General features: G+C 60.5%; 23 protein-coding genes. 14 read left to right on the top strand and 9 right to left on the bottom strand.

Annotated features, from left to right (window positions below; genetic code table 11):
- Window positions 1–290 precede the first annotated feature (290 nt).
- Window positions 291–998 (top strand): TetR/AcrR family transcriptional regulator, encoded by a 708-nt coding sequence (locus FHX10_RS08505; RefSeq protein WP_052213310.1) that lies wholly within the window; start codon window positions 291–293, stop codon window positions 996–998.
- A 48-nt stretch (window positions 999–1,046) separates the two neighbouring features.
- On the opposite strand, the gene FHX10_RS08500 is transcribed toward FHX10_RS08505, so the two are convergent.
- The 5 genes from FHX10_RS08500 to FHX10_RS08480 form a co-directional block, all read right to left on the bottom strand.
- Window positions 1,047–2,261: an MFS transporter gene (locus FHX10_RS08500; protein WP_097543475.1), complete on the bottom strand. Its 1,215-nt coding sequence runs from the start codon at window positions 2,259–2,261 to the stop codon at window positions 1,047–1,049.
- A 131-nt stretch (window positions 2,262–2,392) separates the two neighbouring features.
- Window positions 2,393–2,875, bottom strand: coding sequence for a GNAT family N-acetyltransferase (locus FHX10_RS08495; RefSeq protein ID WP_097630771.1), 483 nt, complete (start codon window positions 2,873–2,875; stop codon window positions 2,393–2,395).
- An 86-nt stretch (window positions 2,876–2,961) separates the two neighbouring features.
- Window positions 2,962–4,167: a 3-oxoadipyl-CoA thiolase gene (gene pcaF, locus FHX10_RS08490; protein WP_097595661.1), complete on the bottom strand. Its 1,206-nt coding sequence runs from the start codon at window positions 4,165–4,167 to the stop codon at window positions 2,962–2,964.
- 9 nt (window positions 4,168–4,176) lie between these two features.
- Entirely contained in the window at window positions 4,177–4,866 is a 690-nt protein-coding gene (locus FHX10_RS08485) for a 3-oxoacid CoA-transferase subunit B (RefSeq protein ID WP_097543478.1), read from the bottom strand.
- Window positions 4,863–5,570 carry a 3-oxoacid CoA-transferase subunit A gene (locus FHX10_RS08480; RefSeq protein ID WP_047612854.1) on the bottom strand — a complete coding sequence of 236 codons (708 nt, stop codon included), beginning with the start codon at window positions 5,568–5,570 and terminating at the stop codon, window positions 4,863–4,865. Before FHX10_RS08480 ends, FHX10_RS08485 begins: the two co-directional genes overlap by 4 nt.
- 260 nt (window positions 5,571–5,830) lie before the next feature.
- Between FHX10_RS08480 and FHX10_RS08475 the strand changes: the two genes are divergently transcribed.
- Window positions 5,831–6,589 carry an IclR family transcriptional regulator gene (locus tag FHX10_RS08475; protein ID WP_063476007.1) on the top strand — a complete coding sequence of 253 codons (759 nt, stop codon included), beginning with the start codon at window positions 5,831–5,833 and terminating at the stop codon, window positions 6,587–6,589.
- 96 nt (window positions 6,590–6,685) lie between these two features.
- On the opposite strand, the gene FHX10_RS08470 is transcribed toward FHX10_RS08475, so the two are convergent.
- Entirely contained in the window at window positions 6,686–8,230 is a 1,545-nt protein-coding gene (locus FHX10_RS08470; RefSeq protein ID WP_097595659.1) for an acid phosphatase, read from the bottom strand.
- 197 nt (window positions 8,231–8,427) lie between these two features.
- Between FHX10_RS08470 and FHX10_RS08465 the strand changes: the two genes are divergently transcribed.
- The 12 genes from FHX10_RS08465 (at window position 8,428) to FHX10_RS08410 (ending at window position 21,971) form a co-directional block, all read left to right on the top strand.
- Entirely contained in the window at window positions 8,428–9,717 is a 1,290-nt protein-coding gene (locus FHX10_RS08465; protein WP_097595658.1) for a cytochrome-c peroxidase, read from the top strand.
- Between the two features lie 126 nt (window positions 9,718–9,843).
- Window positions 9,844–10,092 carry a FitA-like ribbon-helix-helix domain-containing protein gene (locus FHX10_RS08460; RefSeq protein ID WP_027687869.1) on the top strand — a complete coding sequence of 83 codons (249 nt, stop codon included), beginning with the start codon at window positions 9,844–9,846 and terminating at the stop codon, window positions 10,090–10,092.
- Complete coding sequence (locus tag FHX10_RS08455) at window positions 10,089–10,511, top strand: type II toxin-antitoxin system VapC family toxin (protein ID WP_097543481.1); 423 nt, start codon at window positions 10,089–10,091, stop codon at window positions 10,509–10,511. The genes FHX10_RS08460 and FHX10_RS08455 overlap by 4 nt, the downstream gene beginning before the upstream one ends.
- 115 nt (window positions 10,512–10,626) lie before the next feature.
- Entirely contained in the window at window positions 10,627–11,553 is a 927-nt protein-coding gene (locus FHX10_RS08450; protein ID WP_179869507.1) for an ArsR/SmtB family transcription factor, read from the top strand.
- Between the two features lie 210 nt (window positions 11,554–11,763).
- Window positions 11,764–13,272 (top strand): alpha-N-arabinofuranosidase, encoded by a 1,509-nt coding sequence (locus FHX10_RS08445; RefSeq protein ID WP_097543482.1) that lies wholly within the window; start codon window positions 11,764–11,766, stop codon window positions 13,270–13,272.
- 165 nt (window positions 13,273–13,437) lie between these two features.
- A complete protein-coding gene (locus FHX10_RS08440; RefSeq protein WP_028759135.1) occupies window positions 13,438–15,342 on the top strand; it encodes an ABC transporter substrate-binding protein in 1,905 nt (634 codons plus the stop codon).
- Window positions 15,343–15,455: 113 nt separating this feature from the next.
- Window positions 15,456–16,460 carry an ABC transporter permease gene (locus FHX10_RS08435; protein WP_097595657.1) on the top strand — a complete coding sequence of 335 codons (1,005 nt, stop codon included), beginning with the start codon at window positions 15,456–15,458 and terminating at the stop codon, window positions 16,458–16,460.
- 3 nt (window positions 16,461–16,463) lie between these two features.
- Window positions 16,464–17,321 carry an ABC transporter permease gene (locus FHX10_RS08430; protein WP_047612835.1) on the top strand — a complete coding sequence of 286 codons (858 nt, stop codon included), beginning with the start codon at window positions 16,464–16,466 and terminating at the stop codon, window positions 17,319–17,321.
- Between the two features lies 1 nt (window position 17,322).
- On the top strand, window positions 17,323–18,312 hold the full coding sequence (locus tag FHX10_RS08425) for an ABC transporter ATP-binding protein (protein WP_097543484.1): 990 nt from the start codon (window positions 17,323–17,325) through the stop codon (window positions 18,310–18,312).
- Window positions 18,309–19,121: an ABC transporter ATP-binding protein gene (locus FHX10_RS08420; RefSeq protein ID WP_063476002.1), complete on the top strand. Its 813-nt coding sequence runs from the start codon at window positions 18,309–18,311 to the stop codon at window positions 19,119–19,121. The genes FHX10_RS08425 and FHX10_RS08420 overlap by 4 nt, the downstream gene beginning before the upstream one ends.
- 107 nt (window positions 19,122–19,228) lie before the next feature.
- Entirely contained in the window at window positions 19,229–21,457 is a 2,229-nt protein-coding gene (locus FHX10_RS08415; protein WP_097595681.1) for an EAL domain-containing protein, read from the top strand.
- A gap of 235 nt (window positions 21,458–21,692) precedes the next feature.
- A complete protein-coding gene (locus FHX10_RS08410) occupies window positions 21,693–21,971 on the top strand; it encodes a hypothetical protein (RefSeq protein WP_047612826.1) in 279 nt (92 codons plus the stop codon).
- Between the two features lie 236 nt (window positions 21,972–22,207).
- On the opposite strand, the gene FHX10_RS08405 is transcribed toward FHX10_RS08410, so the two are convergent.
- The 3 genes from FHX10_RS08405 to FHX10_RS08395 all read right to left on the bottom strand — a co-directional run bounded on the left by FHX10_RS08405 (window position 22,208) and on the right by FHX10_RS08395 (window position 26,341).
- A complete protein-coding gene (locus tag FHX10_RS08405) occupies window positions 22,208–24,301 on the bottom strand; it encodes a carboxy terminal-processing peptidase (RefSeq protein WP_097595656.1) in 2,094 nt (697 codons plus the stop codon).
- A 256-nt stretch (window positions 24,302–24,557) separates the two neighbouring features.
- Entirely contained in the window at window positions 24,558–25,022 is a 465-nt protein-coding gene (locus FHX10_RS08400) for an NUDIX domain-containing protein (RefSeq protein ID WP_097543546.1), read from the bottom strand.
- Between the two features lie 101 nt (window positions 25,023–25,123).
- Window positions 25,124–26,341, bottom strand: coding sequence for a flavin monoamine oxidase family protein (locus FHX10_RS08395; protein WP_097595680.1), 1,218 nt, complete (start codon window positions 26,339–26,341; stop codon window positions 25,124–25,126).
- Window positions 26,342–26,382: the final 41 nt, after the last annotated feature.

The raw sequence follows: 26,382 nt of genomic DNA, 5'->3' as shown, positions 1-26,382 counted from the left end.
GAGGATTAATGCCGATCTGAAATATTTCTTTTTCTTTCAATTATTTAGTATAACAACCTGATCTACTTTGAAGATTCAATCTGACATTTTTTCTTGAATATTCACCGATGCCAGCCTCAAAAAATTGTTCGCAATGGTTCAAAATTCATTCCTCGCTATGCAAGTAAAAGCCATCTCACGTGGGGATCGGCTCAACTGTCGGTTTTTGGAATGTTCGAGGGCGGCCATGCTTGCAAAGCGAGGCAAAGGCCGCGATAAGGGCGATTGCATTGGCTGGTCAGCGAGGAACCATGGCTGAGAGTGCGGTTAAACCCGGCAAGTCGCAGGCGACGCAAAAATATCAGCGTCAGCAGCGGACGAATGATCCCGATCAGACCCGCGCAGACATCCTCGAAGCGGCCGAGGGTGAGTTCGCCCGGCATGGCTACGCCGGCACGACAATCGACAGCATTGCCCAGAAGACCCGCCGCAGCAAGCGGATGATCTATTACTACTTCAACTCGAAGGCGAAGCTCTACGTCGCCGTGCTCGAAAACGCCTATGCGCGCATCCGCGTCGCGGAAGCGAAGGTAGACCTCGGTGAGGAAGATCCACGCCAGTCGCTAAAGAACCTCGTGGACTTCTGCTTCGACTTTCACTTCGATCATCCGACGTTCGTCAAATTGATCATGAGCGAGAATCTCAACGACGCAAAATACCTGCCGGCCTCATCCCTGATCGGCGAATTGCACCGGCCGATCCTGCAACGCATCGATCAATGCCTGCGTCTCGGATACCAAAAGGAACTATTCCATCAGGCCGTTACGCCAATAGAGATCCATATGACGCTGAGCGGTCTCTGCTTCTTCAATGTTTCAAACCGTGCCACCTTCTCGGCGATCTTCGATGTCGATATGACATCGGCGGCAGCGCGGCGAGCCCGCAAGCAGCAGATCCTGCTGACGATCCTTGGGCGGCTGAACACGACGATGGAAGGCTTCGTTTCGGATTTCTCGTAAAGATCGGTCCTTCGCAACCGCCGCACCACAGAACAGCCCGGCGTCGTCTCATGGAGCCACGCCAAAGGCCGGCTGCGGTTTTTGGCGGGCGAGTGGCGGGAATGCGAGGGCGATCGCCGCCGCCCCCAGACCGACCATTGCGGAGCCGATGAACAGCCAGGAATAATTGGCGAAGGTGTCGAAGATCCAGCCTCCGACGAGAGGGCCGAAGGCCATGCCGAGGCTGGAGAGCATCGTCGCCGCACCAAAGACCGTGCCGATAATGCGCGGCCCGAAATATTCCCGCGCCAGCACCGCATAAAGCGGCATCACACCGCCATAGGCGCTGCCGAAAATGATGGCGAGCGCATAGAATTCGCCGAGCCGGCTGACCAAGAGATAGGTCGCGAGTGCGGCCGCCTGCACCAGCAGGCCGGCGACCAGCACCGGCTTTACCCCTATCCTATCGGCAAGGCTGCCATAGAGCAGCCGACCACCCAGTCCGGCCAGACCTTCGACGCTGTAGATGCTGACGGCTGCCATCGGTGCGACGCCGCAGATCGTCGCATAATTCACCATATGGAAGATCGGTCCGGAATGTGCCGCGCAGCAGGCAAAGAAGGTCAGGCCGAGCACGATGAATTGCGGCGACCGAAAGACTTTCGACAGCGGGGGCCTGGCGCCGTCGGCTGCGAACTCGGTTCCGGTTTCAGCGGTTTCGGCCGGTGGACGCCTGACCAGCAGAGCGGCCGGCACCAACAGCAGCCAGGCGCCGATACCGATCATCAGCATGGCGGGCCGCCATTCATAGGCCGAGATCAGCCAACGCGCGAAGGGCGAGATCGTCATCGGCGCAACGCCCATGCCGGCGGAGACGAGCGACACTGCAAGGCCGCGGTTTTCGTCGAACCACGCCGTCGTCGCCGCGATCATCGGCGCGAAGAAGGTGCTGGCGGCGAGCCCGACGAGGATGCCGTAGGTCAGTTGGAACTGCAGCAGCGTCTCGGCCCGGCTCGCCAGCACAAGCGCCAGGCCGAGCAGCACCGACCCGATCATCACGACGACGCGCGGGCCGAAGCGGTCGCTTGCCGCGCCCCAGAAGAAGCCGCCGAAGCCCATGACGATGAAATTCAGCGTCATCGCGCTGGCGATGCCGACATGCGACCAGCCGGTCGCCGTTGCGATCGGCCCCTGGAAAATCGCCAGCGAAAACATCGCGCCAAGCGCAACGCAGGTCATCAATGCGCCCGCAGCGACGATGACCCAACGATAGGAAACACTCATGGCTTCATAACCTCCTTGCCGACAGAGTGATCGCGACGCATGCGGCAAGCCTACCGCACTCCGCGCCTGCAATCCAAAGACGTTTGAACCGCTGCGATTTCGACAGCGCGCTCACATCTTTTTCGTCGCACTTAGAGAGTACGAAACATCACCAATGCATCGACATAGCCCTGCGTCGGATGAAGAAACACACCGGGAAGACGACCGACGATTTCGAAACCGAGCGATTGCCACAGCGCGACGGCGCGTTCATTGCTGCAGACGACGAAATTGAACTGCATCGCCCGAAAGCCCCTGGCGCGGGCATGCTGCAGGGAATGGTCATGCATCCGGCGAGCGACGCCACTGCCGCTCGCGGCGGCGTCGGTCATGTAACCGCAGTTGCAGACATGCCGGCCGCCGCCGGCCTGATTGGCCTTGATGTAATAGGTGCCGAGGACCACACCATCCTCTTCCGCGACGAAAGTCTCGCGGTCCGGTCCCATCCAATAGGCGAGCGCATCGGCTTCAGAGAGATCACGATCAAGCGCATAGGTTTCGCCGGCGCGGATCGTCGGACCGATGATCCTCCAGATCGCGTCTTGATCGTTCTTATCTGCGGGGCGGATCAGCATGCCCGATGTCTACAGAAGCCTGATATGGCTTGCAACGGATGGGCGGCCTCCGGCCAATGCCGGAAGCGCCTTCCTTTCGAACGACATCAAACCCTTTCGAGCGCGATCGCGATGCCCTGCCCGACGCCGATGCACATGGTCGACAGCGAATATTTTCCGCCGGTCTCATGAAGCTCCAGCGCCGCCGTGCCGGTGATGCGTGCACCCGACATGCCAAGCGGATGGCCGAGCGCAATCGCGCCGCCATTGCGGTTCACCCGCGCATCATCATCGGCAATGCCGAGCGCGCGCAACACCGCCAGCCCCTGGCTGGCAAAGGCCTCGTTGAGTTCGATCACGTCGAACTGTTCGGCGCTCATGCCGAGCCGCGCCATCAGCTTGCGCGAGGCCGGGATCGGCCCGACACCCATCACCCTTGGCGGAACGGCGGCGGCAGCACCACCGAGAATGCGGGCGATCGGCGTCAGGCCATATTTCCGGGCCGCCGCTTCCGAAGCGACGATCAGCGCCGCCGCCCCGTCATTGACGCCGGAGGCATTGCCGGCCGTCACCGTGCCGCCCTCCTTCTTGAAAGGCGTGGCGAGTTTCGCCAGCGTCTCGATCGTCGTCGCCCGCGGATGTTCGTCTTTTTCGACGATGACGGGATCACCCTTACGCTGCGGAATGATCACCGGGGTGATTTCCTTCGCCAGCCGTCCGTTCGCCTGGGCGGCCGCCGCCTTCGCCTGGCTTCGCACCGCGAAGGCATCCTGGTCCTCACGGCTGACATGATAGTCCTCGGCAACGTTCTCACCGGTCTCCGGCATGGAATCGACGCCATATTGCTTCTTCATCAGCGGATTGACGAAGCGCCAGCCGATCGTCGTGTCGTGGATTTCGGCGGCCCGGGAAAAGGCCGTCTCGGCCTTCGGCATGACGAAGGGCGCGCGCGACATGCTTTCGACGCCGCCGGCGACCATCAGCTCGGCCTCGCCGGAGCGGATGGCCCGCGCCGCGGTGATCACCGCGTCCATGCCGGAGCCGCAAAGCCGGTTGATCGTCGTGCCCGGAACTGAGATCGGCAGGCCGGCCAGCAGCGCCGACATGCGCGCGACATTGCGATTATCCTCGCCCGCCTGGTTGGCGCAGCCGAAGATCACGTCATCGACGGCTTCCCAATCGACGGCGGCATTTCGTTGCATCAGCGCTTTCAGCGGAATGGCGCCGAGATCGTCGGCGCGCACCTGGGACAGCGAACCGGCGAAGCGGCCGATCGGCGTTCTGACATAGTCGCAGATAAAGGCTTCGGTCATGGCTTTTCCTCAGAGTTGCGGGACGACGAGGTCGCCAACCGGCCCTTCGACGGTGAGCGGCGCGCCGGTCATCGCCTGCAATTCCTCTTGCGACATCGCGGCGAGCTTTTCGCGCAGGACGAAGCGTCCCTTGACGATGTCGATGACGGCGTGGCTCGTATAGACGCGGGTGATGCAGGCTACGCCGGTCAGCGGGAAGGTGCATTTCTCCACAAGCTTCGGCTCGCCCGTCTTGGTGACGTGTTCGGTGATGACGCAGACTTGCTTGGCGCCGTGCACCAGGTCCATGGCGCCGCCGACGGCCGGCACGCCTTTGCTGCCCACCCGCCAGTTGGCGAGGTCACCGCTCTGAGCCACCTGATAGGCGCCGAGGATTGCGACGTCGAGGTGGCCGCCGCGCACCATGGCGAAGCTGTCGGCATGATGGAAGAAGGCGGCACCCGGCTTCAGCGTCACCGCCTTCTTGCCGGCATTGATCAGGTCCCAGTCCTCTTCGCCCGCCGCCGGCGGCTCGCCGAAATTCAGGATGCCGTTTTCCGTGTGGAAGATCGCCTGACGGCCGGGCGGCTGATATCGGGCGACCATTTCGGGAAAGCCGATGCCGAGGTTGACATAGGCGCCGTCCGCAATGTCCTGCGCGGCGCGCCAGGCGATCTGCGCGTTGGAAAGCTTGATGTCTTCACGAGTGTCGATGGTCATACGTAGGCCACTCCGGCTCGAATGAGCTCTTCTTCCTGTTGGGGATTGGGAACGGCGACAACGCGGTCGACGAAGATGCCGGGTGTCACCACGTGTTCGGGATCGATGCCGCCGGCCGGCACGATCGACGAGACCTGGACGATCGTCTTTTCCGCCGCCATGCACATCAGCGGATTGAAGTTGCGGCCGGCCTTGTTGTAGGTGAGGTTGCCCTGGATATCGCCGATTTCAGCCTTCACGATCGCAAAGTCGGCCTTCAGCCAGCGCTCCTGCACATAGTGGCGGCCATCGAACTCGGCGATGACCTTGCCGTTGGCCAGTTCGGTGCCGTAAGCCGTCGGCGTGTAAAAAGCCGGAATGCCGGCTCCGCCGGCGCGGATGCGCTCGGCAAGCGTTCCCTGCGGCACCAGCTCGAGCTCGATCTCGCCGGCCAGATATTTATCCGTGAAGGCGCGCGGATCCGACGACCGCGGAAAGGAACAGATCATTTTCCGGACCAAGCCGGCATCGATCATCGCGGCGATGCCGATGCGCCCGTTGCCGGCATTGTTGTTGATCACGGTCAGGTTCTTCGAGCCCTTGTCGATCAGGGCATGAATGAGCTCGATCGGCGCGCCCGAGCCACCGAAACCACCGATCATGACGGTCGCGCCGTCACCGATCTCAGAGACGGCTTCCGCCGTGCTCCCGACTGTCTTGTCCATGCGGGATCTCTCCTTGGCTATGCGATCGGGAACTGGTTCCCGTCCTTCGAGCGTCAGGGATAAAGCGCAGCGGGCCGGACGGCAAGAAATTTGTGCGATATTTGACATTTGTTCGTATATCGCACAATAAGGAGTGGTCGGGCGCAGCCCGAGCAATCGATCCAGCGAATCGATTGCAGCGACGAATGCCCGAAGCGCAAGCGAAGGGCGAAGCACGATAGAACGCGGTCCGACAGGCAACCTCAAGACAGGAGCCCACCATGCGCGAAACGGATTTCGTCAGCGGTTTTGCCCGCGGCCTGAAAGTCATCGAAGCCTTCGGTGAGACGCGGCAGCGGCTTTCCATTGCCGAGGCGTCGAAACTGACGGCGCTCGATCGCGCCGCCGTGCGCCGCTCGCTGCTGACGCTCGCCGAACTCGGTTATGCCGATTACGACGGCAAGTTCTTCACCCTAACACCGAAGATCCTGCGGCTTGGCCATGCCTATCTCGCGGCGACGCCTCTGCCGGCGCTGCTGCAACCGCATCTCGATCTTCTCTCCGAAAAGGCCGGCCAGAGTGCCTCGGCCTCGGTGCTCGACGGCACCGAAATCGTCTATGTCGCCCGCGCCTCGCAGCGCCGCGTCATGTCGATCAATTTGACTCCCGGAAGCCGCCTGCCCGCTTACTGCGCCTCGATGGGCCGGGTGCTGCTTGCGGCTCTCCCCGAGAGCGAAGCGCGCGCCATCCTTGCCCGCAGCGAGCTGAAGAAGAACACTGTGAATACCAGAACCGATCCGGAGGAGCTCATCACAGAATTCCGCCGTGTGCGCGCCGAGGGTTACGCCATCATCGATCAGGAGCTGGAGATCGGTCTCTGCTCCATTGCCGTGCCCATCGACAACGACCGCGGCGAAACCGTCGCGGCGATCAATATCGGGGCGCCGGCCGCTCTCGTGCCGGCCGCGGAGATGAAGGAGCGGTATCTGCCGCTGCTGAAGGAAACGCAGACCGCATTGCGACCATTACTGCGGCGGTGACGGCAAGCAGTGCCAGCAAAAGTCCGCAGCGGTTTTGCGTCCGGAATACGTAAAGAAACAGATGGAGCGGCCCCGAACAGGGGCCGCTCGCAATCGTCAATGCGTCAGGTCGAGCGCGGCTGTGAGGTCGCCCATCGGCGGCCGATCATTGTTGCGCAGCGCCTTGTCGCGGGCGAGGATGCCGGGCAGCACCGGCAAATCATAGCGCGCGGTGATGAAGCGGATGATCGAGGTCGTGTCGTACTGGGTGTGATCGACCATGCCGCTCTTGGCGAAGGGCGAGATGATGAAGGCCGGAATGCGGTTGCCCGGGCCCCAGCGATCGGCCTTCGGCGGCGCGACGTGATCCCAGAAGCCGCCATTCTCGTCATAGGTGACGATGACGAGCATATGGCCCCATTGCGGGCTCTTCTCGAGGTGGGAGACGATATCGGCAAGATGCTGGTCGCCGCTCGACACGTCGGCATAACCGCCATGTTCGTTGAGGTTGCCTTGCGGCTTGTAGAAGGAGACCGCGGGCAGCTTGCCATCGTCGATATCCCTGAGGAAGGCTTCGCCGCCAAGACCGCCATCCCTCAGATGTTCGGCGCGCGCCGGCGTGCCTGGCGCGAAATTGGCGAAATAGTTGAACGGCTGGTGGTGGAACTGGAAGTTCGGCACCGGCGTGGCGTTCTTGCCGTCGAGGGCTGCCTGCCAGGCGCCGCTATACCATGCCCAGCTGACACCCTTCAGCGACAGCAGGTCGCCGATGGTGATTTCATGCTGCGGCGGCAGCGTCGTTGCGGCGGTGGGATCGGCATAGGCCGGATCGCCGTCCTTGGCCGGCGGATTGGCGCTCGGCTGGTAGGGCGGCTGCATGGTGTTGACGGCATAGAAGTCAGGGGTCAGCGTGCCGTCGGAGACGAATTTCGGGGCGCCCTCCAGCGCCGACTTCGGGGCGTTTTCCGCCACAACAAGCGACGTGCCGTCCGCATCGACCTTGGCAATGGTCGGCTTTGCCGGGCTCTTGTCGGCGTCGGGATAATAGGGCGTGCAGGCGCAGACGAGTGCGAAGTGATTGAGGAAGGAACCGCCGAAAGCGCCCTGGAAGAAGTTGTCGGCAATGACGTATTTCTTGGCGACCTGCCACATCGGCAGGATGGAGCCGTCGTAGTGCCCCATGACGAGGCTGCCGGAATCGGCCCAGGCCACGAACTTGTCGTTCTTGCCGCCGTCGATCTGCATCTGCTCCTGGTAAAAGCGATGCCAGAGATCGCGGGTGATGACCGAAGGCGCCTGCGCAAAACCCTTGGGATCGTCGATCGCAAAGGTGGCGTTGGCAAGATGGGCCGACTGCGCCTCGGTGACGGCAGGCGTAACACCCTTGGCGGTGAGGCCGCCCCAGGCGGGCGGCAGTTCGGATAGCAGCTGGCCGTCGCGGTCGAGCTGGCGGGCGTGATCGGCGGTCGCGTTCGAGAGCCCGTCGACGCCGGGAAAGCTGCCGTAGAGATTATCGAAGCTGCGGTTTTCGGCATAGATGACGACGACATTGTCGATCTTGTCGTAGCCGGCGGGCGCCGCATGGGCTGCCGTTGTGATCGCAAACGGCACGATGGCCGATCCGGCGAGACAGATGGAATGGAGGGTCTTCAGTCTTTTCACGTCAGTTCCTCATGGCTAGGGGGCGTTGGCTAGAGGGAGCGGAGAACGCTCGGGGGCGTCCAAACGCTATTCCGGCCGTCTATCAACTTTGTGACATCGGGGGTTGGCGTGATGCCGCAGGCGATAGCCGTCATCAATTTGTTGCAACAAGGTTCGATCATGGAGCAAACCAGTCTTAAGCTATTGGAATCCTTATCATGGCAATCAAGACCATCTGGCTTGTGCGGTCCGGCCTGGCGGTGAGCATGGGTGCTGTGGCGCTCTGTCTTGCCAGTCTTCCGCTGCGGCAAAGCAGCGCGGCGACCACGGCCGGCCTGCATCCCGGCCCGATGTCGCGCGCCGAGGCCTTTGCCCGAGCCGAAACGCTCACCGCGCTCGGCCGCAAGATATTCTCGGATGCCTCGCTGTCGGCCTCGGGGCTCCAGGCCTGCGCGTCCTGCCATGATCCGGCTCACGCCTTCGGCCCGGCATCGGCGACGCCGGTCGAAATCGGCGGCCAGCATATGGACCGGCCGGGGCTGCGCGCCGTGCCGACGCTGCGCTACCTCCAGGCGGTACCCGCCTTCACCGAGCATTATTACGATTCCGAGGACGAGGGCGACGAAAGCGTCGACAATGGCCCGACCGGCGGCCTGACCTGGGACGGCCGTGTCGACCACGGCGCCGATCAGGCAAAGATCCCGTTGCTTTCGCCCTTCGAGATGGGAAACAAGGATGCGGCCGAAGTGGTGGCAAAGCTGCAGAAGGCAGCCTATGCCGGTGACATCGAGGCGGCCTTCGGCGCGACGGTGTTCGACAACCCCGACGACGCCTTCGACGCCGCCGCCGAGGCGCTCGCCACCTTCGAACAGAGTGGCCCGGATTTTTATCCCTATTCCAGCCGCTACGACGCCTTTCTCGCCGGCAAGGCGACGCTGACGGCGCAGGAATTGCACGGGCGACAGCTGTTCGAGGATCCGGCCAAGGGCAACTGTTCGAGCTGTCATCTGAGCGAGCCCGCCAATGACGGCGAACCGCCGCAATTTTCCGATTTCGGCTTCCTCGGACTCGCCGCTCCCCGCAATATGGCAATCCCGGCCAATAGCGATCCGAACTATCACGATCTCGGCCTCTGCGGCCCTCAGCGCACCGACTTTGCCGGACGCAGCGACTATTGCGGCCTGTTCCGCACCCCGACGCTGCGCAATGTCGCTCTGAATAAGAGCTTCTTCCACAACGGCTATTTCCACTCGCTGCGCGACGTCGTCTCCTTCTATGCGACCCGCGACAGCGATCCCGGCCGGTGGTATCCGAAAAATTCAGATGGCACGGTCCGTAGATATGACGACCTGCCGCAAGCCTATTGGGACAATCTCAACCAGGACCCACCCTTCGGCCGGAAGTCCGGCGATGCGCCTGCCCTCACCGACCTCGAGATCGACGACATCGTCGCCTTCCTGGGAACGCTGACGGATGCCGATCTGCAATCTGATGCGATCGGGCATTGACCCGGGGCCGGCGGACCACTCTTGTTATGGACTTGCTAGGCTAAGGACGGAAACGCATCTCGCGACCGTTGCTTGAGAATATGCAATCAATGATTTATATGCTGTCATTGATGAATGGAGGCAATGATGGCCAGCATGACGATCCGCAATCTCGATGATGGATTGAAGCAGCGGCTGCGCGTTCGCGCCGCCACGCATGGGCGATCAATGGAAGACGAAGCACGCGATATTCTGCGTACGGCACTTGCGACCACCGAGCCGGTGGCGCGCAATCTCGCCGATACCATTCGCGCCCGCTTGCAATCGGTCGGAGGGGTTGAGCTCGAAATTCCGCCCCGGCAGCCGATCCGGGACGCGCCGGACTTTGACGCGTGATCGTTCTCGATACCAACGTCATTTCGGAACTGCTCACGCCGGCGCCGAATGCGGCTGTAATCGAATGGCTCGGGGCACAACATCCACTATCCGTATTCACGACCGCGATCACCGAAGCGGAAATTTTGTATGGCTTGCGTCTCCTTCCTCCCGGCCGGCGTCGGCGTGATCTCGAGGCAGCCATCCTGCCGATATTCAATGAGGACATGAGTGGCCGTATCCTGCCATTCGATCGTGACGCGGCAGATGTCTATGCCATCATTGCCACCGATCGCCGCAAGGCTGGCAGGCCGATCAGCCAGTTCGATGCGCAGATCGCAGCCATCGCCATCTCGCGCGGCGCTTCACTCGCAACGCGAAATGTGTCCGATTTCGACGGAATCGGCTTGCAGATCATCAATCCGTGGAAGGATCTCTAAGTCCCTCGCATCGTAGAATTCTAAACCATCTAAGTCAGCCAAGGTCGACCTAAGCATTCCCACTTGATGTATCATAATTTCCGATATACATCATTTTACTGGAAATGATGGGGGAATGATGGAACGCTCGTTTTTGACGATTGCCGCCGGCGAGAATAACGATGCGATCCGCGCCCTTTCGGCGCCGGCGCGAATTGAGATTCTCAAGCTGCTCTGTGCCAAAGGGCCGATGAATATCAACGACATCGCGCGCGCACTTTCCCTCCCCCAATCCACCGTCGCAACCGGCATCCAGATTTTGGAAGACGCCCGGCTTGTCGATTCCCAGCTGGCGAAAGCCCGCAAGGGAAATCAGAAGATCTGCTCGGCGATCTACAGCGAAATTCTGATCAGCTTCGAGGAAAGTGCGGCCCAAAGGGCCAACAATATCATCGAAGTCGAGATGCCTGTGGGGCTCTACACCAGTTGCGATGTCCATGCGCCCTGCGGTCTTTGCTCTACCGAGAGCGTCATCGGTCCCCTCGATGTGCCGGACTATTTCCTCGATCCGCAGCGCATGCAGGCCGGGCTCGTCTGGTTCGGCCGAGGCTACGTGGAATATAAATTCCCCAATAACGCCAAGGTGTTGAACAAGGGTATCCGCGCCATCGAGTTTTCGCTGGAGCTGTCGTCCGAGGTGCCCGGCACCAATCCGGACTGGCCCTCCGATATCACGCTCTGGGTCAACGGCATGGCGATCGGCACCTGGACATCGCCCGGTGATTACGGCGACAAGCGCGGCGCCTTCACGCCGGCATGGTGGAAGCTCGAGGGCTCACAATATGGGATGATGAAGACCTGGCGCATCTCGACGCGCGGAACCTTCATCGACGGCATCGCCGCATCGAATGTCACGCTCAGCGATCTGGCGCTTGCCCAGCACTCCTCGATCCGGCTTAGGGTCGGCATCGCCGAGAATGCCGGCCATACCGGCGGCGTGAATATTTTCGGCCGCGGCTTCGGAAATCATGGACGCGATATCATCATGCGGCTACATGTCTGAATTATAAATATCTGAAATCTTGATTTAAATATCACGCTTCTTTCCAGATCTGACAACCAAAAATACACCACAACACGCTGTAATAAAACAATTATTTCCGAAAATTGAATTAGTATGATTAAAACCGCAACTCGGTTGACAGAACGACATTCCTGATATCAAGTTAGAGGCAAGAAAACAAAAATTCTGATATATAATCGGGAGGATCCGTTGAAGACGAATGTCGTTGCCCACCGCGATTTCCGCGTCGCGACCATTGACGCCAGGCTCTACAGTTCATTTCTCGAACATCTCGGCAGAGCGATTTACGGCGGCATCTATGAGCCCGGACATCCCACAGCCGACGAGGACGGATTTCGCCGCGACGTGCTCGATCTTGTGCGTGAGCTCGACACGCCATATTGCCGTTATCCCGGCGGCAATTTCGTCTCGGCCTATAATTGGGAAGACGGTGTCGGCCCGCGTTCGGAGCGCCCGGTTCGCCTCGATCTTGCCTGGCGCACCCGCGAAGCCAACCAGATCGGCGTCAATGAATTCGTCGATTGGTGCAAGAAGGCCAACACCAAGCCGATGCTCGCCGTCAATCTCGGATCACGCGGCCTCGATGCCGCCCGCAATTTCCTGGAATATTGCAATCATCCCGGCGGCACCTACTGGTCGGACCTGCGCCGCAAGCACGGCTGGTCCAATCCGCACGATGTCAAATTGTGGTGCCTCGGCAACGAGATGGATGGGCCCTGGCAGGTCGGCCACAAGTCGGCCTATGAATATGGCCGGCTGGCGGATGAGACGGCCAAAGCCATGCGCGGCTTCGACAAGTCGCTCGAACTCGTGGTCTGCGGCTCGTCCAATTCCGACATGAAGACCTATCCCGAGTGGGAAGCGCAGGTTCTCGACCAGTGCTATGACAGCGCCGACCATATTTCGCTGCACATGTATTTTGCCAATCGCGAGAAAAATACGCTCAACTATCTCGCCCGCGCGACGAAACTCGACCGCTACATCACCACGATCGGCGGCGTGATCGACTACATCAAGGCGAAAAAACGCTCGAAGAAGACGATCGGCATTTCCTTCGACGAATGGAATGTCTGGTATCATTCCAACCAGCAGGACAAGGATATCCTGGCGCGCGACGAATGGCCGGATGCGCCGCATCTCCTGGAAGATATCTATAATTTCGAAGACGTGCTGCAGGTCGGCGGCATTTTGAACACCTTCATCCGCCGCTCCGACCGGGTGCGCATCGCCTGCATCGCCCAACTCGTCAACGTCATCGCCCCTATTATGACCGAGGACGGCGGTGCGGCCTGGCGCCAGACGATCTATTACCCCTTCTACTACGCTTCCCGATATGGCCGCGGCTCGGCCCTGCAGCTGGTCGTCGACGGCCCGACCTATGACAGCGACGAAGAGAACGACGTCCCCTATCTCGACGTATCGGCCGTGCATTCCGAAGACGGTAGGCAGCTCACCTTCTTTGCCGTCAACCGTCATCCGAACGCGGCGCTCGATCTCGACGTGCGGCTGGAAGGTTTCGGAGCCGCCCGGGTGGTCGAGCAGGTGGAGATGACCCATGGCGACCTGGAAGCCGTCAATACGGCTGCGCGACCGAAGACGGTCGCTCCGGTCAATGTCGAGACTGCGAAGGTCGAGGATGGACGGGTGCGGGCAGCGCTGAAACCGCTGTCCTACAATGTCATCCGGCTGTCGGTGTGACAGCCGCCGCCGGGTAAGCCCGGCTGAAGATATTCGGCTCACTGCGAGGAGGCAGGCGGGTCGGAGGGATGGTTCACTGAGGCTCTGCCTCTGCGAACCGACAACCGCGACGTGCCCATGCGTGCCTTTGCGGCCGCCGTATCGTCGCTTTCTAGGGAGGAGTTCATGCAACAGTGGAAGAGGCTCGCATTTGGCGTCGCGCTGGCCGCACTCGGCCTGACAGCGACGGCCAAGGCCGATGACTACACCTCCTTGCCGCGCAAGGAGACGCTCATCGTCGAAAATCCGGAAGGGACGATCAAAAATCCCGGCTGGTTCAACATCTGGGTCAATGGCGGCGGCGGTGTATCCACAGGCCTGCAGCAGCTGACCATGGATACGCTCTGGTATATCGACCCCGAACAAGGGCTTGGCGGCGCGACCTGGGACAATTCGCTGGCTGCCGACAAGCCGCAATATAATGCCGACTTCACCGAGATGACGGTGAAACTGCGCAAGGGGCTCTTCTGGAGCGACGGCGTGGAGTTCACGGCAGACGACGTGGTCTATACCGTCAAGACGCAGATGGATCACCCCGGCATGGTCTGGAGTGCTGCCTTCTCGGTGCAGGTGGCAAGCGTCGAGGCGACCGACTCCTCGACTGTGGTGTTCAAGCTGAAGAAGCCCAATTCGCGCTTCCACGCCATCTTCACCGTTCGCTGGAACGGCGCCTGGATCATGCCCAAGCATGTCTTCGAGAAAGTCGAAGATCCGCTTCGCTATGATTTCGCCAATCCCGTCTCGCTCGGCGCCTACAAGCTCAAGTCCTACGATCCCCAGGGCAAGTGGTATACTTGGGAGAAGCGTGACGACTGGCAGCGGACATCGCTTGCCCGCTTCGGCGAGCCGGCCCCGAAATACGTGACCTATACCGATCCCGGCCCGCCGGATAAACGCACCATCGCTCAGCTCGAGCACAATCTCGATATCATTCACGACAACACGCCCGAGGGCATGTTCACGCTGAAGGAAAAATCGAAGTCGATCGAGACCTGGTTCCCGGGCTTCCCCTTCGCCCATCCGGATCCGACACTTCCGGCTGTCATTTTCAACACCCAGAATCCGCCCTTCGACAACGCCGATGTACGCTGGGCGCTTGCCCTGCTGATCGACATCAAGGCCGTTGACATGGCGAGCTACCGCGGCGCTGCGACGCTGTCGGCGCTCGGCGTGCCACCGACGGCGGCCACGATGAAGGACTATCAGGCGCCGATGCAGGATTGGCTGAAGGATTTCGAGATCGATACCGGCAAGAGCAAGATCAAGCCTTATGACCCGACGGTCGGGCAACAGATCGCCGATATCCTGCGCAAGCAGCCGAAGTTCAAGGACCAGATCCCGACCGACCCGCAGGCAATCAGCGGCGCCTTCGGCTATGGCTGGTGGAAGCCGGATCCGAAGGCTGCCGGCGAACTGCTGGAAAAGGCAGGCTTCAAGAAATCCGGCGGCAAATGGCTGACCCCGGATGGACAGCCCTTCAAGATCCGGATGACGGTCGAGGGCGACACCCGCTCCGTCTTCACCCGCGCCGGGACGCTGATTGCGCAGCAATGGGCCGCCTTCGGCATCGACGCCAAAGCCGTGCCGGCCGCGAAACTTTGGCAGACGGCGCTACAGCCCGGCGATTTCCAGGTGGCGATCGCCTGGAGCGTCGAAACCTGGGGCGGCGATCCCGATCTGTCGTTCTTCCTCGACAGCTGGCATTCGCAGTTCGTGGCCAAGAAGGGTGACAATCAGCCGCCGCGCAACTGGCAGCGCTGGAGCAATCCGGATCTCGATAAGATCATCGAAAGCATTCGCGGCATCAGCGCCGATGATCCGAAGGGCGTCGAGCTCGGCAAGGATTATCTGAAGCTGGTGGCCAAGGAAATGCCGACGATCCCGCTGATGTCGTATAACGTCTTCACCTCGATGGATACGACCTATTGGACCGGTTATCCGACGATCGCTGATCCTTATACCGATCCGGTGCCGAATTGGGCCAACTCCAGGCTGATGATGGTCAAGCTGAAGCCGGCACAACCGAAATAATCCTCCCAACGCCGGCGCGAGTGTTGCGCGCCGGCCCCCTAATCGACGGGCATGTGGCATGTCCGTCGATCCTTTCCACTTGATGAAGGGAACCAGAGAGGAACCACCGCCCTATGACGTCCTATCTGATCTTTGTGCTGAAGCGGTTCGGTCAGTTTCTGCTTGTTGTATTTCTTGGCGTGACGATCACATTCTTCGTCACCCACCTGACCCCGATCGACCCGGTCGAAGAAAGCATAGGCGCCATCACCCAGATGGGGCAGTCCGATCCGAATGCGATCGAACTGATGCGCCAGTCGCTTCGCGAGCTTTACGGCATGGAGGGCTCGATCTGGCAGCAATACCTGCATTTCTGGCTGCGGCTTGCGACCGGTGATCTCGGTCCCTCGCTGTCGGCTTTTCCGACGCCCGTTTCCACCATCATAATGCGGTCCCTGCCCTGGACCATCGGGCTGATGTCAGTGTCGACCCTGATCACCTTCGTGCTCGGCAATGCGATCGGCGCGCTCGCCGGTTATTACCGCAAGGACATGGTGCTGAAGGCCGTCAGCCTCGTCTTCATCGCCCTGCTTCCCATTCCCTATTACATCCTGGCCTTCGTGCTTCTGATTGTCTTCGGCTATCTCTGGCCGGTGCTGCCGATCAATGGCGGCTACGAGATGAACGCCAATCTCGACCTCTCCTTTGCCCTCGTCCTCGATATCCTGAAACACTCGATCCTGCCGGCCTTGTCACTGATCATGGTCGGCGCCGGCAGCTGGCTGATCGGCATGCGCGCGCTCGTTTCCAACATCATCACCGAGGATTACGTCGTCTTCGCCGAGCTGGGCGGCGTTCCCAAGCGCAAGATTCTGCGCTCTTATATCGCCCGCAATGCCATGGTGCCGCAGTTCACCGGGCTTGCCATGTCGCTCGGCGCGATCTTCAACGGCACGGTCATTACCGAAATCGTCTTCGGCTATCCGGGCATCGGAAACCTGCTGATCGAAGCGGTGCATGCCGGCGACTACAGTCTGGTGCTCGGCCTCAGCGCATTGTCGATCGTCGGCGTTGCCGCCGCCGTGTTCATCATCGACATTCTGAGCCCGCTGATCGATCCGCGCATCAAGGTGGAATAGAGCATGTTTACGATCGTCCGCGACCTCGCGCGCCAGAATATGGAATTCCTCAGCGGCCTGCTGCTCTTTGCCGTCATCGTCGGGCTGGTCATCATGTCCTACTTCTCGCCGTACGGCGCGACCGACATCTATCTTCTGCCGCCCGATATGCCGCCCGATGGCGAATATTGGCTCGGCACGACATCGCGTGGCCAGGATGTTTTCTGGCAACTGACGACCGCGCTCCGCAACACCCTGTTTTTCGGCATCGGCGTCGCCTTCATTTCACGCATCATTTCGCTGGTCGTCGGCCTCGTCGCCGGCTATGCCGGCGGCGCGGTCGACCGGGTGCTGATGGCCATCAACGACAGCGTCATGGTCATCCCGCAATTTCCGCTGCTGATCCTGTTCTATTTCGTGCTGAAGGACAGCATGACCTGGACGGTGCTGATCGTCATCATGGCCTCGCTCGGCTGGTCCTACGATGCACGCCTCATCCGTTCGGTGGCGATCAGCCTGAAGACGAGATCCTTCACCACCCAGAGCGTCTATTCCGGCATGAGCATGCGCAAGATCCTCGTCGAGGAGCACCTGCCCTATGTTCTGCCGATCGTCTTCGCCACCACGATGAACAACATGATCTGGTCGATCGGCATGGAGATCACCCTGTCGGTGCTGGGCTTCACCGATATCGAGACGCCGACCATGGGCATGATGATCTATTGGGCCAATGCGCATTCGGCGCTGATATCAGGCATATGGTGGTGGGTGGCCGCCCCCGTCGCCGTCATCGTCGTCCTCTTCCTGGCGCTCTTCCTGCTGTCCATGTCGATGAACGAATACAATGATCCGCGCAGCCGGCTCAACCGGATGGGAAGTTAGTATGGATCCTTTGGTCGAAATTGAGAATCTGAAAGCCTATTACCGTGCCTTCCTCTACGGCGTCGATCGCGAGGTGCGCGCCGTCGACGATATCAGCCTGACGATCGCCCGCGGCGAGGTCTATGGCGTTGCCGGCGAATCGAGCAGCGGCAAGACGACCTTGATCAAGACCATCGCCGGCGCGATCCGGCCGCCGCTCCGGGTCGTCTCGGGAAAGGTGACATTCCATTTCGACGGCGGCACCCAGGATATCTACGCGATGAAGCCGGAAGAGCGCCTGGCGCTGCGCTGGCGGCATCTGTCCTATATCATGCAGGGTTCGATGAATGTGCTCAATCCGGTGCGCCGGATCCGTCACTCCTTCACCGATTTCGCCTTTCGCCACATGAAGGTCGGCAGGAATGAGTTTTTCGAAAGGGTCGCCACCCATCTGCAACGGCTGAAGCTGGATCCGCATCTGCTCGACGCCTATCCCCACGAGCTCTCCGGCGGCATGCGCCAGCGCATGACCATTGCGCTGGCCACGATCCTGACGCCGGAATTCATCATCGCCGACGAACCGACGACCGCGCTCGACGTGATCGTTCAGCGCGACGTCCTATCGATGATCCGCGAAATCCAACGCGAGATGGGTTCGTCCTTCCTGTTCGTCACCCATGATATGGGGGTTCATGCGACGGTCTCCGACCGCATCGGCATTGTCTATGCCGGGCGTCTTGTCGAGGAGGCGCCGACCGCCAAACTCTTCAACATGCCGCTCCACCCCTATACGCAGCACCTCGTCGGCAGCCTGCCGCGCATCGGTGATGCGACGGCCCGCCCTTCGCTGGAGGGTCGTCCGCCGAACCTCGCCATGCCGCCGGAAGGCTGCCGGTTTCACCCGCGCTGTCCGAAGCGCATGGAGATCTGCTCGCAGAAGGTTCCGCCGCTGGTCACCGTCGAGCCGCAGCGGCGCGTGGCCTGTTTTGCCGTTACGGGAGATCAGGTTTGAGTGCTCTTCTTCGTCTCTCGCATGTCACGAAAGTCTACCGGCAGGGCGGCATGCTCGGCCGGCGCCTGATCACCGCGGTCAAGGACGTCAGCTTTGAACTTGGAGCGGAGCCGGAGATCCTGTCGATCGTCGGCGAATCCGGCTCGGGAAAATCGACGATCGCGGCAATGATCCTCGGCCAGACCGAACCGACGGAAGGCGAGCTTCAATTCAGCGGCAGGACCGTTGCCATCCATAGCAGATCCGAACGCAAGGCTTTCATGAAAGAGGTCCAGCCGGTTCTGCAAAACCCCTTCGAAGCCTTCAATCCGCTGAAGCGTGTCGACCGTTATCTCTTCGAGACGGCCCTCAATTTTTCATTCTCGGGAAAACGGCCGGACCGGCAGCAGGCGGAGCGGATGGCCGATGCCGCGCTCGTCCATGTCGGCCTGACCCTTGAAGAAGTGAAAGGCCGGTTTCCCCACGAACTATCGGGCGGCCAGCTTCAGCGCGTCGCCATCGCCCGGGCGCTGATCCCGCAACCCCGCCTGCTGGTGGCCGATGAACCGGTCTCCATGGTCGACGCATCACTGCGCATGGCGATCGTCAACCTCTTTGGCCGCCTGAAAAACGAGCTCGGTCTCTCCATCGTCTACATCACCCATGACCTCGCCACCGCCTATTACATCAGCGACAACATCATCATCATGCGCAAAGGCGAAATCGTCGAACGCGGACAGGCCCGCCCCGTCCTGGACAACCCGCAGCATCCCTATTCGCGCGCGCTCAAGGACGCGGTGCTGGCCGCCGATTTTAGCCCAGCGACCTAAGCCTCGCAACGAGCAGGCAGCTTTCCTTCATAGGGCGCCGGCGAGTTTAGCGTTGCCTTAAAGAAACCGTGCAAGGATGAGTGTCTGTCATCCACGCCGGCAACCTGATGAAGTTTCGAAGAAATCTCGCTCGCTCCGCAATAAGCCATACCAGCGCATTCGCTCCCGCAATATTTGCGGCGATTATTGCAGCAACCGTCGTCTGGGTGGCAACGAACTGGCGGCTGGAGCGATCGCTGGCCGAGGAACGTTCGATCGTCGCCGGCGAGCTTGCCACCATATCCTCCCGACTTCAGACGAACCTCAACAGCAATGTGAAACTGTTGCAGGGGTTGGCGGCCGGCATCGCAGTCAATCCGGAGATGGGCCAGAACGGATTTTCCAAACTCGCCGCGCAGATTCTGCAGCCCGATTCACAATTGCGAAGCTTCGCCGCCGCGCCCGACATGGTGGTCCGGTGGGTCTATCCGGAGAAGGGAAACGAAAAGGCCATCGGGCTCGACTACCGCACCAATGAGAAGCAACGGGCTGCCGCGATGCTGGCGCGCAACACCCACAATATCGTTCTCACAGGCCCGGTGGAGCTTGTCCAAGGTGGAACCGCTTTCGTGGTCCGGTACCCAATTTACATCACTGAGGGAAAAAGCCAGATTTTTTGGGGACTGCTTTCCGGCATCATCGACATACCAAGGCTCTACCAGGAAAGCGGTCTTGGTTCGACCGAGCTTGAACTCGCCATCAGCACCGTGCCGGAGCCGAACGAGCCCAAACAGGTCTTTTTCGGTAGCTTGGCAACCTTTTCCAGGAAGCCGGTCCTGGCATCCGTCGATATGACCTACGGCCGTTGGACCCTCGCCGCACTGCCGAAGCGCGGATGGGGCCAAAAGAGCGGGATCGGCATTTTTGAGTTCTACGCGAGCCTGCTGGCACTATGTGTCGTTGCGCCGATCGTCTGGATCGGCTTTCTGACCAGATCGCGCCAAAGAACGATCGAAAAGCTTCGCCTTCACAAGAAGAAGCTCGTTCGGGCCCGGCAGAGGCTGGAGTTCCTGTCCTTGCATGACGCATTGACGGGGCTTCCCAATCGACGATTTGTCGACCGGATGATCGCGCAACCGCCGAGACCCCGTGCACAGGATTGTCTGATCCTCATTCATATCGACCTCGACCGGTTCAAGGAGATCAACGACACGAAAGGCCATGCCGGAGGTGACGCGGTCTTGCAAGGGACGGCTTCGCGCCTTGCCGATTTGGCTGGTCCAGACGACGTTGCGGCTCGGATCGGTGGAGATGAGTTCATCTTCGCCAGCTGGAGCGCCGATCCGGAGCCGAAGGCAAACGCATTGGCCCGGCAGATTGTCGAGACCCTCGAGCAACCTCTCTTCATTGACGGTATGGCCTGCGTTGTCGGGGCAAGCGTCGGCGTCGCCTGGGAGACCGATCTCGGGCGGGACCTCGGCCAATTGCTTCTCGATGCCGATCTGGCCCTGTACGAGGCGAAGAAGGCGGGCCGCGGCCGCGCGGCGGTGTTTACCGAAGAGCTTCGTAGCGCCGCGATCCATTCGAAAGAATTGGTGGACGAATTCAATCACGCGCTCGATCGCGATGAACTCGTTGCATTCTTCCAGCCGCAGTTCGATGCCAACACATTGGCCATTGCCGGCGTCGAGACGCTTGCCCGTTGGGACCACCCGCAAAAGGGCCTGCTCGCCCCGATCAGATTTCTCGACGTCGCGGAAAAGCTGGGGCGCAGCGGCGACATGGACAGGCTGATCCTGCAAAAGGCCCTGTTCGAGCTGACGCGATGGGACAGCCTGGGAATGCAAATCCCCCGTGTCTCGGTCAATATTTCAGCGCGCCGGCTGGCGCAGGCAAATCTGCTTGCCGAGCTGTCCGAGCTTCCCATCGCCAAGGGTCGCCTGTGTTTCGAGCTGCTCGAGACGATCTCCTTCAACGATCTTCAACCTGTTCTCAACGAGATCATTCCAGCGGTTAAAAAGCTCGGCATCGAAATCGAGATCGACGACTTCGGCACCGAACATGCCAGCATCGTCAGTCTGCTTCGATTTGAGCCGCGACGGCTGAAGATCGATCGCGAGATCATCAAGCCGATCATCGCGTCTCCATCGCAGCGCCGTCTGGTCGCCTCGATTATCGAAATCGGCCGATCGCAGAACATCGACATCGTTGCAGAGGGCGTGGAGACGATGGAGCATGCGAAGATCCTGAAAGAGCTCGGTTGCCATATATTGCAAGGTTATGCGCTGGCACGGCCCATGACCTCGGAGCAATTGATTGAATTTTGCCGCGGCTCGCACGCGTTGCAGTCCGGTTGATCAGTTACGGTCGGCCTGCGCGACTATTGCTCTGACGCAGATTCATCAGGTTCCGGAAAGCGTCATCGCGCGGAGATACCGTGGTCGTCGTCGTCCATGAAGGACCATGAGCGTGCCCAACAGAGACATCGTCACCGTCACCGTCACGCAGCCCCGATACGACGGATGGCGACGCTGACGCAGTGGAACCGGCTGTCTCTTGAGGTGTTTCTCCCGATCAACAGGGAGCTTCCAAATGACCTACGTCGCATCGCCAAGCTACGATCGTAACGACGCCAGCCGCGCGTCCAACCTCCGTCAGTGTCTCGAGACTGCCAGACGCCACCTGAATGAGACTTCACACAATTCGGAAACCGAGAAAATCGAGAGGCTCGTGGCTTCGGCCATCGAGGCGGGTTGGGAAGAGGATGAAGTGCGCCAGGCACTGAGCGGCGGCGAGGAGCAAGGAAACAAGACGCCGAAGCAGGAACGACCTGTCCCGACTATGGGCGTGGTTCCATCGTCATCCTTCTAGCGCATCGGCCCGAAAATCCGATTTTCGGAAAGCACGATGCGAGGATTGAAAGTGTTGGAGCGCCGTGCCTCCTTTTGGACGCACGGCGCTCTAACGAGGGGCATCAGCCACAGTTCCAGGCTTGTTCCTGGATTGGGACTGACGCCGTCATCAACAGCAATTGGCTGATGCGGACGTGCTAACCCGGTCCAGGAGGAGGAAGTTCGCAGTGCCTTATGTCTTCCGTCCGCATTCCCTTATTGTTTCGTGGCTGCCTTGAGCACGCCTTGCTGCAAATCCGCCTCGTCGGCAAGAATGGCGGCTGCCTCGTTGAGCAGGACGTCCTTGGCGTTCTTGCGGGCATTCTCGATGGCAATATCGGCGCTCAGGCTGCGCTCGCCTGCCTCCAGGCCATCATCGCCAAGGTCCTCGCCATCCCCTGCTTCGGCTCGATCCTTGAGCCGTTTCTCGCGAGCCGCCGCTTCTTTGCGACGTTCGGCTTCGTTGAGGGAAATGACCCCTTTTTCGCGCTGCGCCTTGAGGTCGGCAATGTCTTTCACCAGGCGCTGGAAGTCCGGATCGGTCTTGACCCGCGCATCATGGCGGTTTTGCAATGCCGGAAGCAATGTCGCGACTGTCTCGGCACGCGGGTATTTCGCGGGCTTGATCTCAGCCCACGGCAGCGCATTGTCATAACTGGTCTCGCCGAAAGCAGTCGGATCGGACAATCCCGGCAGGCTGAGATCAGGCGTCACGCCATGCAACTGCGTCGTGCCACCATTGACCCGGAAGAACTGGGCAATCGTCACTTTCAGCTCGCCGAACTCGGGTTTGCTGTTGTGCACGATCTGGTCGAGATCGACGACCGTCTGAACGGTGCCCTTGCCGAAACTGGGTTCGCCGACGATCACGCCGCGACCATAGTCCTGGATTGCCGCGGCAAAAATCTCCGAAGCCGAGGCCGAGCCGCGATTGATCAGGACACCCATCGGGCCTGTCCAGACAGGCGCTGCAAGATCGGCGCTTTTGACCTCGACCTTGCCGTCGCTGCCGCGTTGCTGAACGACCGGCCCCTTGCCGATGAACAGACCGGTCAAATCGATCGCCTCGTCCAATGAACCGCCGCCATTGTTGCGCAAGTCGATAAGAACGCTGTCGACCTTTTCGTCCTTCAACTCGCCGAGAAGCTTGGCGACATCGCGGCTTGCGCTTTTGTAATCCTTGTCGCCCTTCCGCTTGGCGTCGAAATCCTCATAGAAGACCGGCAGCGTGATAATCCCGATTTTACGCGTGGCGTCGCCCGCCTTGACGGAGAGTACGGTCTTCCTGGCTGCCTGCTTGTCGAGAGTGATTTTATCGCGCACCAGGCTGATGACGCGATGCGTGCCATCGGCTCCGGCATCGGCCGGGAGGATATCCAGCCGCACGACGGAGCCTTTTTTGCCGCGGATCATCTGCACGACTTCATCAAGGCGGGTGCCCACCACTTCCTTGATCGCGCCATCCTTGCCCTGGCCAACGCCGGTAATGCGGTCTCCGACCGCAAGCTTGCCGGAGAGTTGCGCCGGCCCGCCGGGCACGAGTTCACGGATCGTCGTGTAGTCGTCGCGTTCCTGCAGCACGGCGCCGATGCCGAACAGCGAAAGCTTCATCGAGACGTTGAAATCGGCCGAAGCGGCCGCGCCGAAATAATCCGTGTGCGGATCGATCGACGTCGAATAGGCGTCCATGAACGACTGGAACACGTCGTCGCTTTTGAACTTGTAGGCGCGCTCGAGCGTGTTTTCATACCGTTTGTCGAGTGTTTCGCGAATAGCCGCATCGGTTTTGCCGCCGAGCTTCAGCCGCAGCCAATCGCTTTTGACGCGCTTGCGCCAAAGCTCATTGCTCTCGGCATCCGATTGCGGCCACGGCGCTTTATCGCGCAGCACCGAAAAATCTTCCTGCGCACTGAAATCGAAGCCCTGCTTCAGCAGGCCGCGCGCATAGGTCATGCGATCGACGACGCGCTGTTCATAGGCGTTGAAAATCGCAAACGGGATTTTCAGATCCTGCTTTTCTATCGCATCGTCGATCTCGTTGCGATCCGCCATGAACCTGTCGACATCGGCCTGCAGGAACAGCATGCGGTCCGGATCGAGCGACTTGATGAACCCATCCATGACCTTGGCCGACAAAGCATCGTCGAGCGGAACGGGCTTATAGCTATACCGCGAAAGGAATTGCGCGCTCAACTCAGCGGCCTGCGCCTGCCGCTTCAGCGGCTCCAAGACCGGCGGCGACGCGACTTCAGCATAGGCGGCCTGTGCGAGTGCAAGAAATGCACCGAGAAAAACATAGTGTATGCGCATCCAGCGTCGATCCAATTCTTCATGCCTGTGGTCAATGTGTGATCTATGTGAGGCAATCATGGTTTTTTGGCAACCGGGTGGCAAATGGGATGGCTGAAAAGCCGCGGATTGCGGATCGCAGCTCCAATTTTCTCGATCTGATTCAGATGGCGGCGATTGTCGCATGCCGGCGGCCTCCAGAAGCAATTCATGGCTGCCGCGTGATTCACCCATAAGTGCGGCGAGACGGGCCTCTGAAGCTGGAATTTGGGGCCGGTCACTCAAGATGCGTCAGGAGGTCGACGACCATCGGTCGCTGTCCTTTCAACAGTTTAAGCGTTGCGTCGGCTAAGGAAAACCAACCCGCGCGATCAACCTCCGGAAAGCTTCTTACCTGGCCCGACCTTGGCGGCCATTCCATGTGAAATTCGGAACTCCGTATCGCGTTCACATCCAGGACTGGATCAGCTTCGATCGACCACACGACGACAATCTTGCCGCCAGATTGCCGGTATTCGCCAAGCGGTCTGAATATGCCATCGATTGTTACACCAAGCTCTTCGGCAGCTTCCCTTTTCGCAGCCGCGAGTACGTCCTCTCCAGGCTCGACCAATCCTTTAGGGATCGACCAGGCAGCCTCGTCTTTCTTCGCCCAGTAAGGTCCGCCCGGATGGACGAGAAGGACTTCGTAGTTCTCGGAAGCGCGCCGGTATATGAGAAGTCCGGCGCTACGGATTGCCATTGCGTTGTCCTCTCGCGTTGATGGCGCGGCCATTTCGGGTGTAGGGCCGGCTCTCCCATCAATAAAGCGAACGAAGTTCGCCCTTCTATGTCACGAGGGCATTAAACTGCTGCGGCCTGGTCGGCAGCCCGCAATCCGCTTTGCCACGCACCATGGGCTGTCGAGAAGTCGGACTGGTGCGTCGCCTCGCCGGCGAAAAACAGCCGGCCGCCGACGGGACGCGCCAAGACTGCGCGTGCGCCCGCATGGCCGGGCAGCGCATGGCTGTAGGAGCCGCCTATCCAATCGGTATGACACCAGGAAGAGGCTGCCAGGGGCCGCAGGTGGTGACGAATATTGCTCCCGAGCAGCGACGACAGCTGGTCCAGGGCGAAGGCGAATGCTTCCAGTAAACCCGCGCGTTCGATGACGACGGCGCCATTTCCGCCAAAGAAGCCTTCGACGACCGGCCGGCCGAGCGGGCGGATATAATAGCTGCCGGTCTCAGCATTTTGCGGGTCGCCGAGCAGATGGGTTTCCGGCTCCAGACCATGATTGCCATGGAGTTCCAAAAACAGCTTGTCTGCGAGGCCAAGCGGCAGCTGACTTGCGGCGTGGAGGTGATCGTCGGCCTCCGGGTCGAAGATAATGGCTCCGCGGGCTAGAACGTTGGTCGATGACGTGATGATTGCCGCACCGGATGTGACAGGACCGCGGTCGGTCTCCAGTTGGACGCCGTTCGCGGTCAAGGTCACGGCTCGAACAGGCGTCGAAAGGCGCAAGGCCACGTTGGGAACGGCGGCGCTGATCAGACTTCCGTAGCCCTCCAGCACGCGCCAATTGGCATCGGTTGCCGCATTGTCATAGGCAAGAAAGTCAGAGACCGACAGCCGATCGAGTGGTGCGCCGTTCAGATATCCGCTGAGCGACTGGCAGTAGGCGTTCCATTCTCCGCCCGGCTCCAGCGCGTCCGAAGCCCTGTCGCTGGCGGGAGGATTGGCGCGCATCCGCTCCTCAAGCGCGTTCCATGCAGTCGCCGCAGCCGCCCGCTCATCCGGCGTAAAGCCGAGATCGCGCCACTGGCTTTGCCACGCCGTGCGCCCGCGCTCGATAGTGAACCCGGCTGCACGGCCAATGGCGACGAGAGGATTGCGCTCGGCAGAATGCAGCCAGCCGCAACCCATATCCAGCGGCATCCCGGCCAATTCGATTGTCCAGGCGCGTCCACCCACGCGGTTGCTGGCTTCCAGGATGACGACCGAGCGGCCGGCATCGACCAGCCTTTTTGCTGCTGCAATGCCGGCCGCGCCAGCGCCGACAACAGCAACCTCGTAATCCATCATCGCCCTCCGCCGCTGCGTCGCCAGCTTGATACAACACA

The organism is Rhizobium sp. BK591 (assembly GCF_014195045.1).
In the GTDB taxonomy this organism is placed as follows: domain Bacteria; phylum Pseudomonadota; class Alphaproteobacteria; order Rhizobiales; family Rhizobiaceae; genus Rhizobium; species Rhizobium anhuiense.
This window is presented reverse-complemented; position numbering and strand designations above follow the sequence as displayed.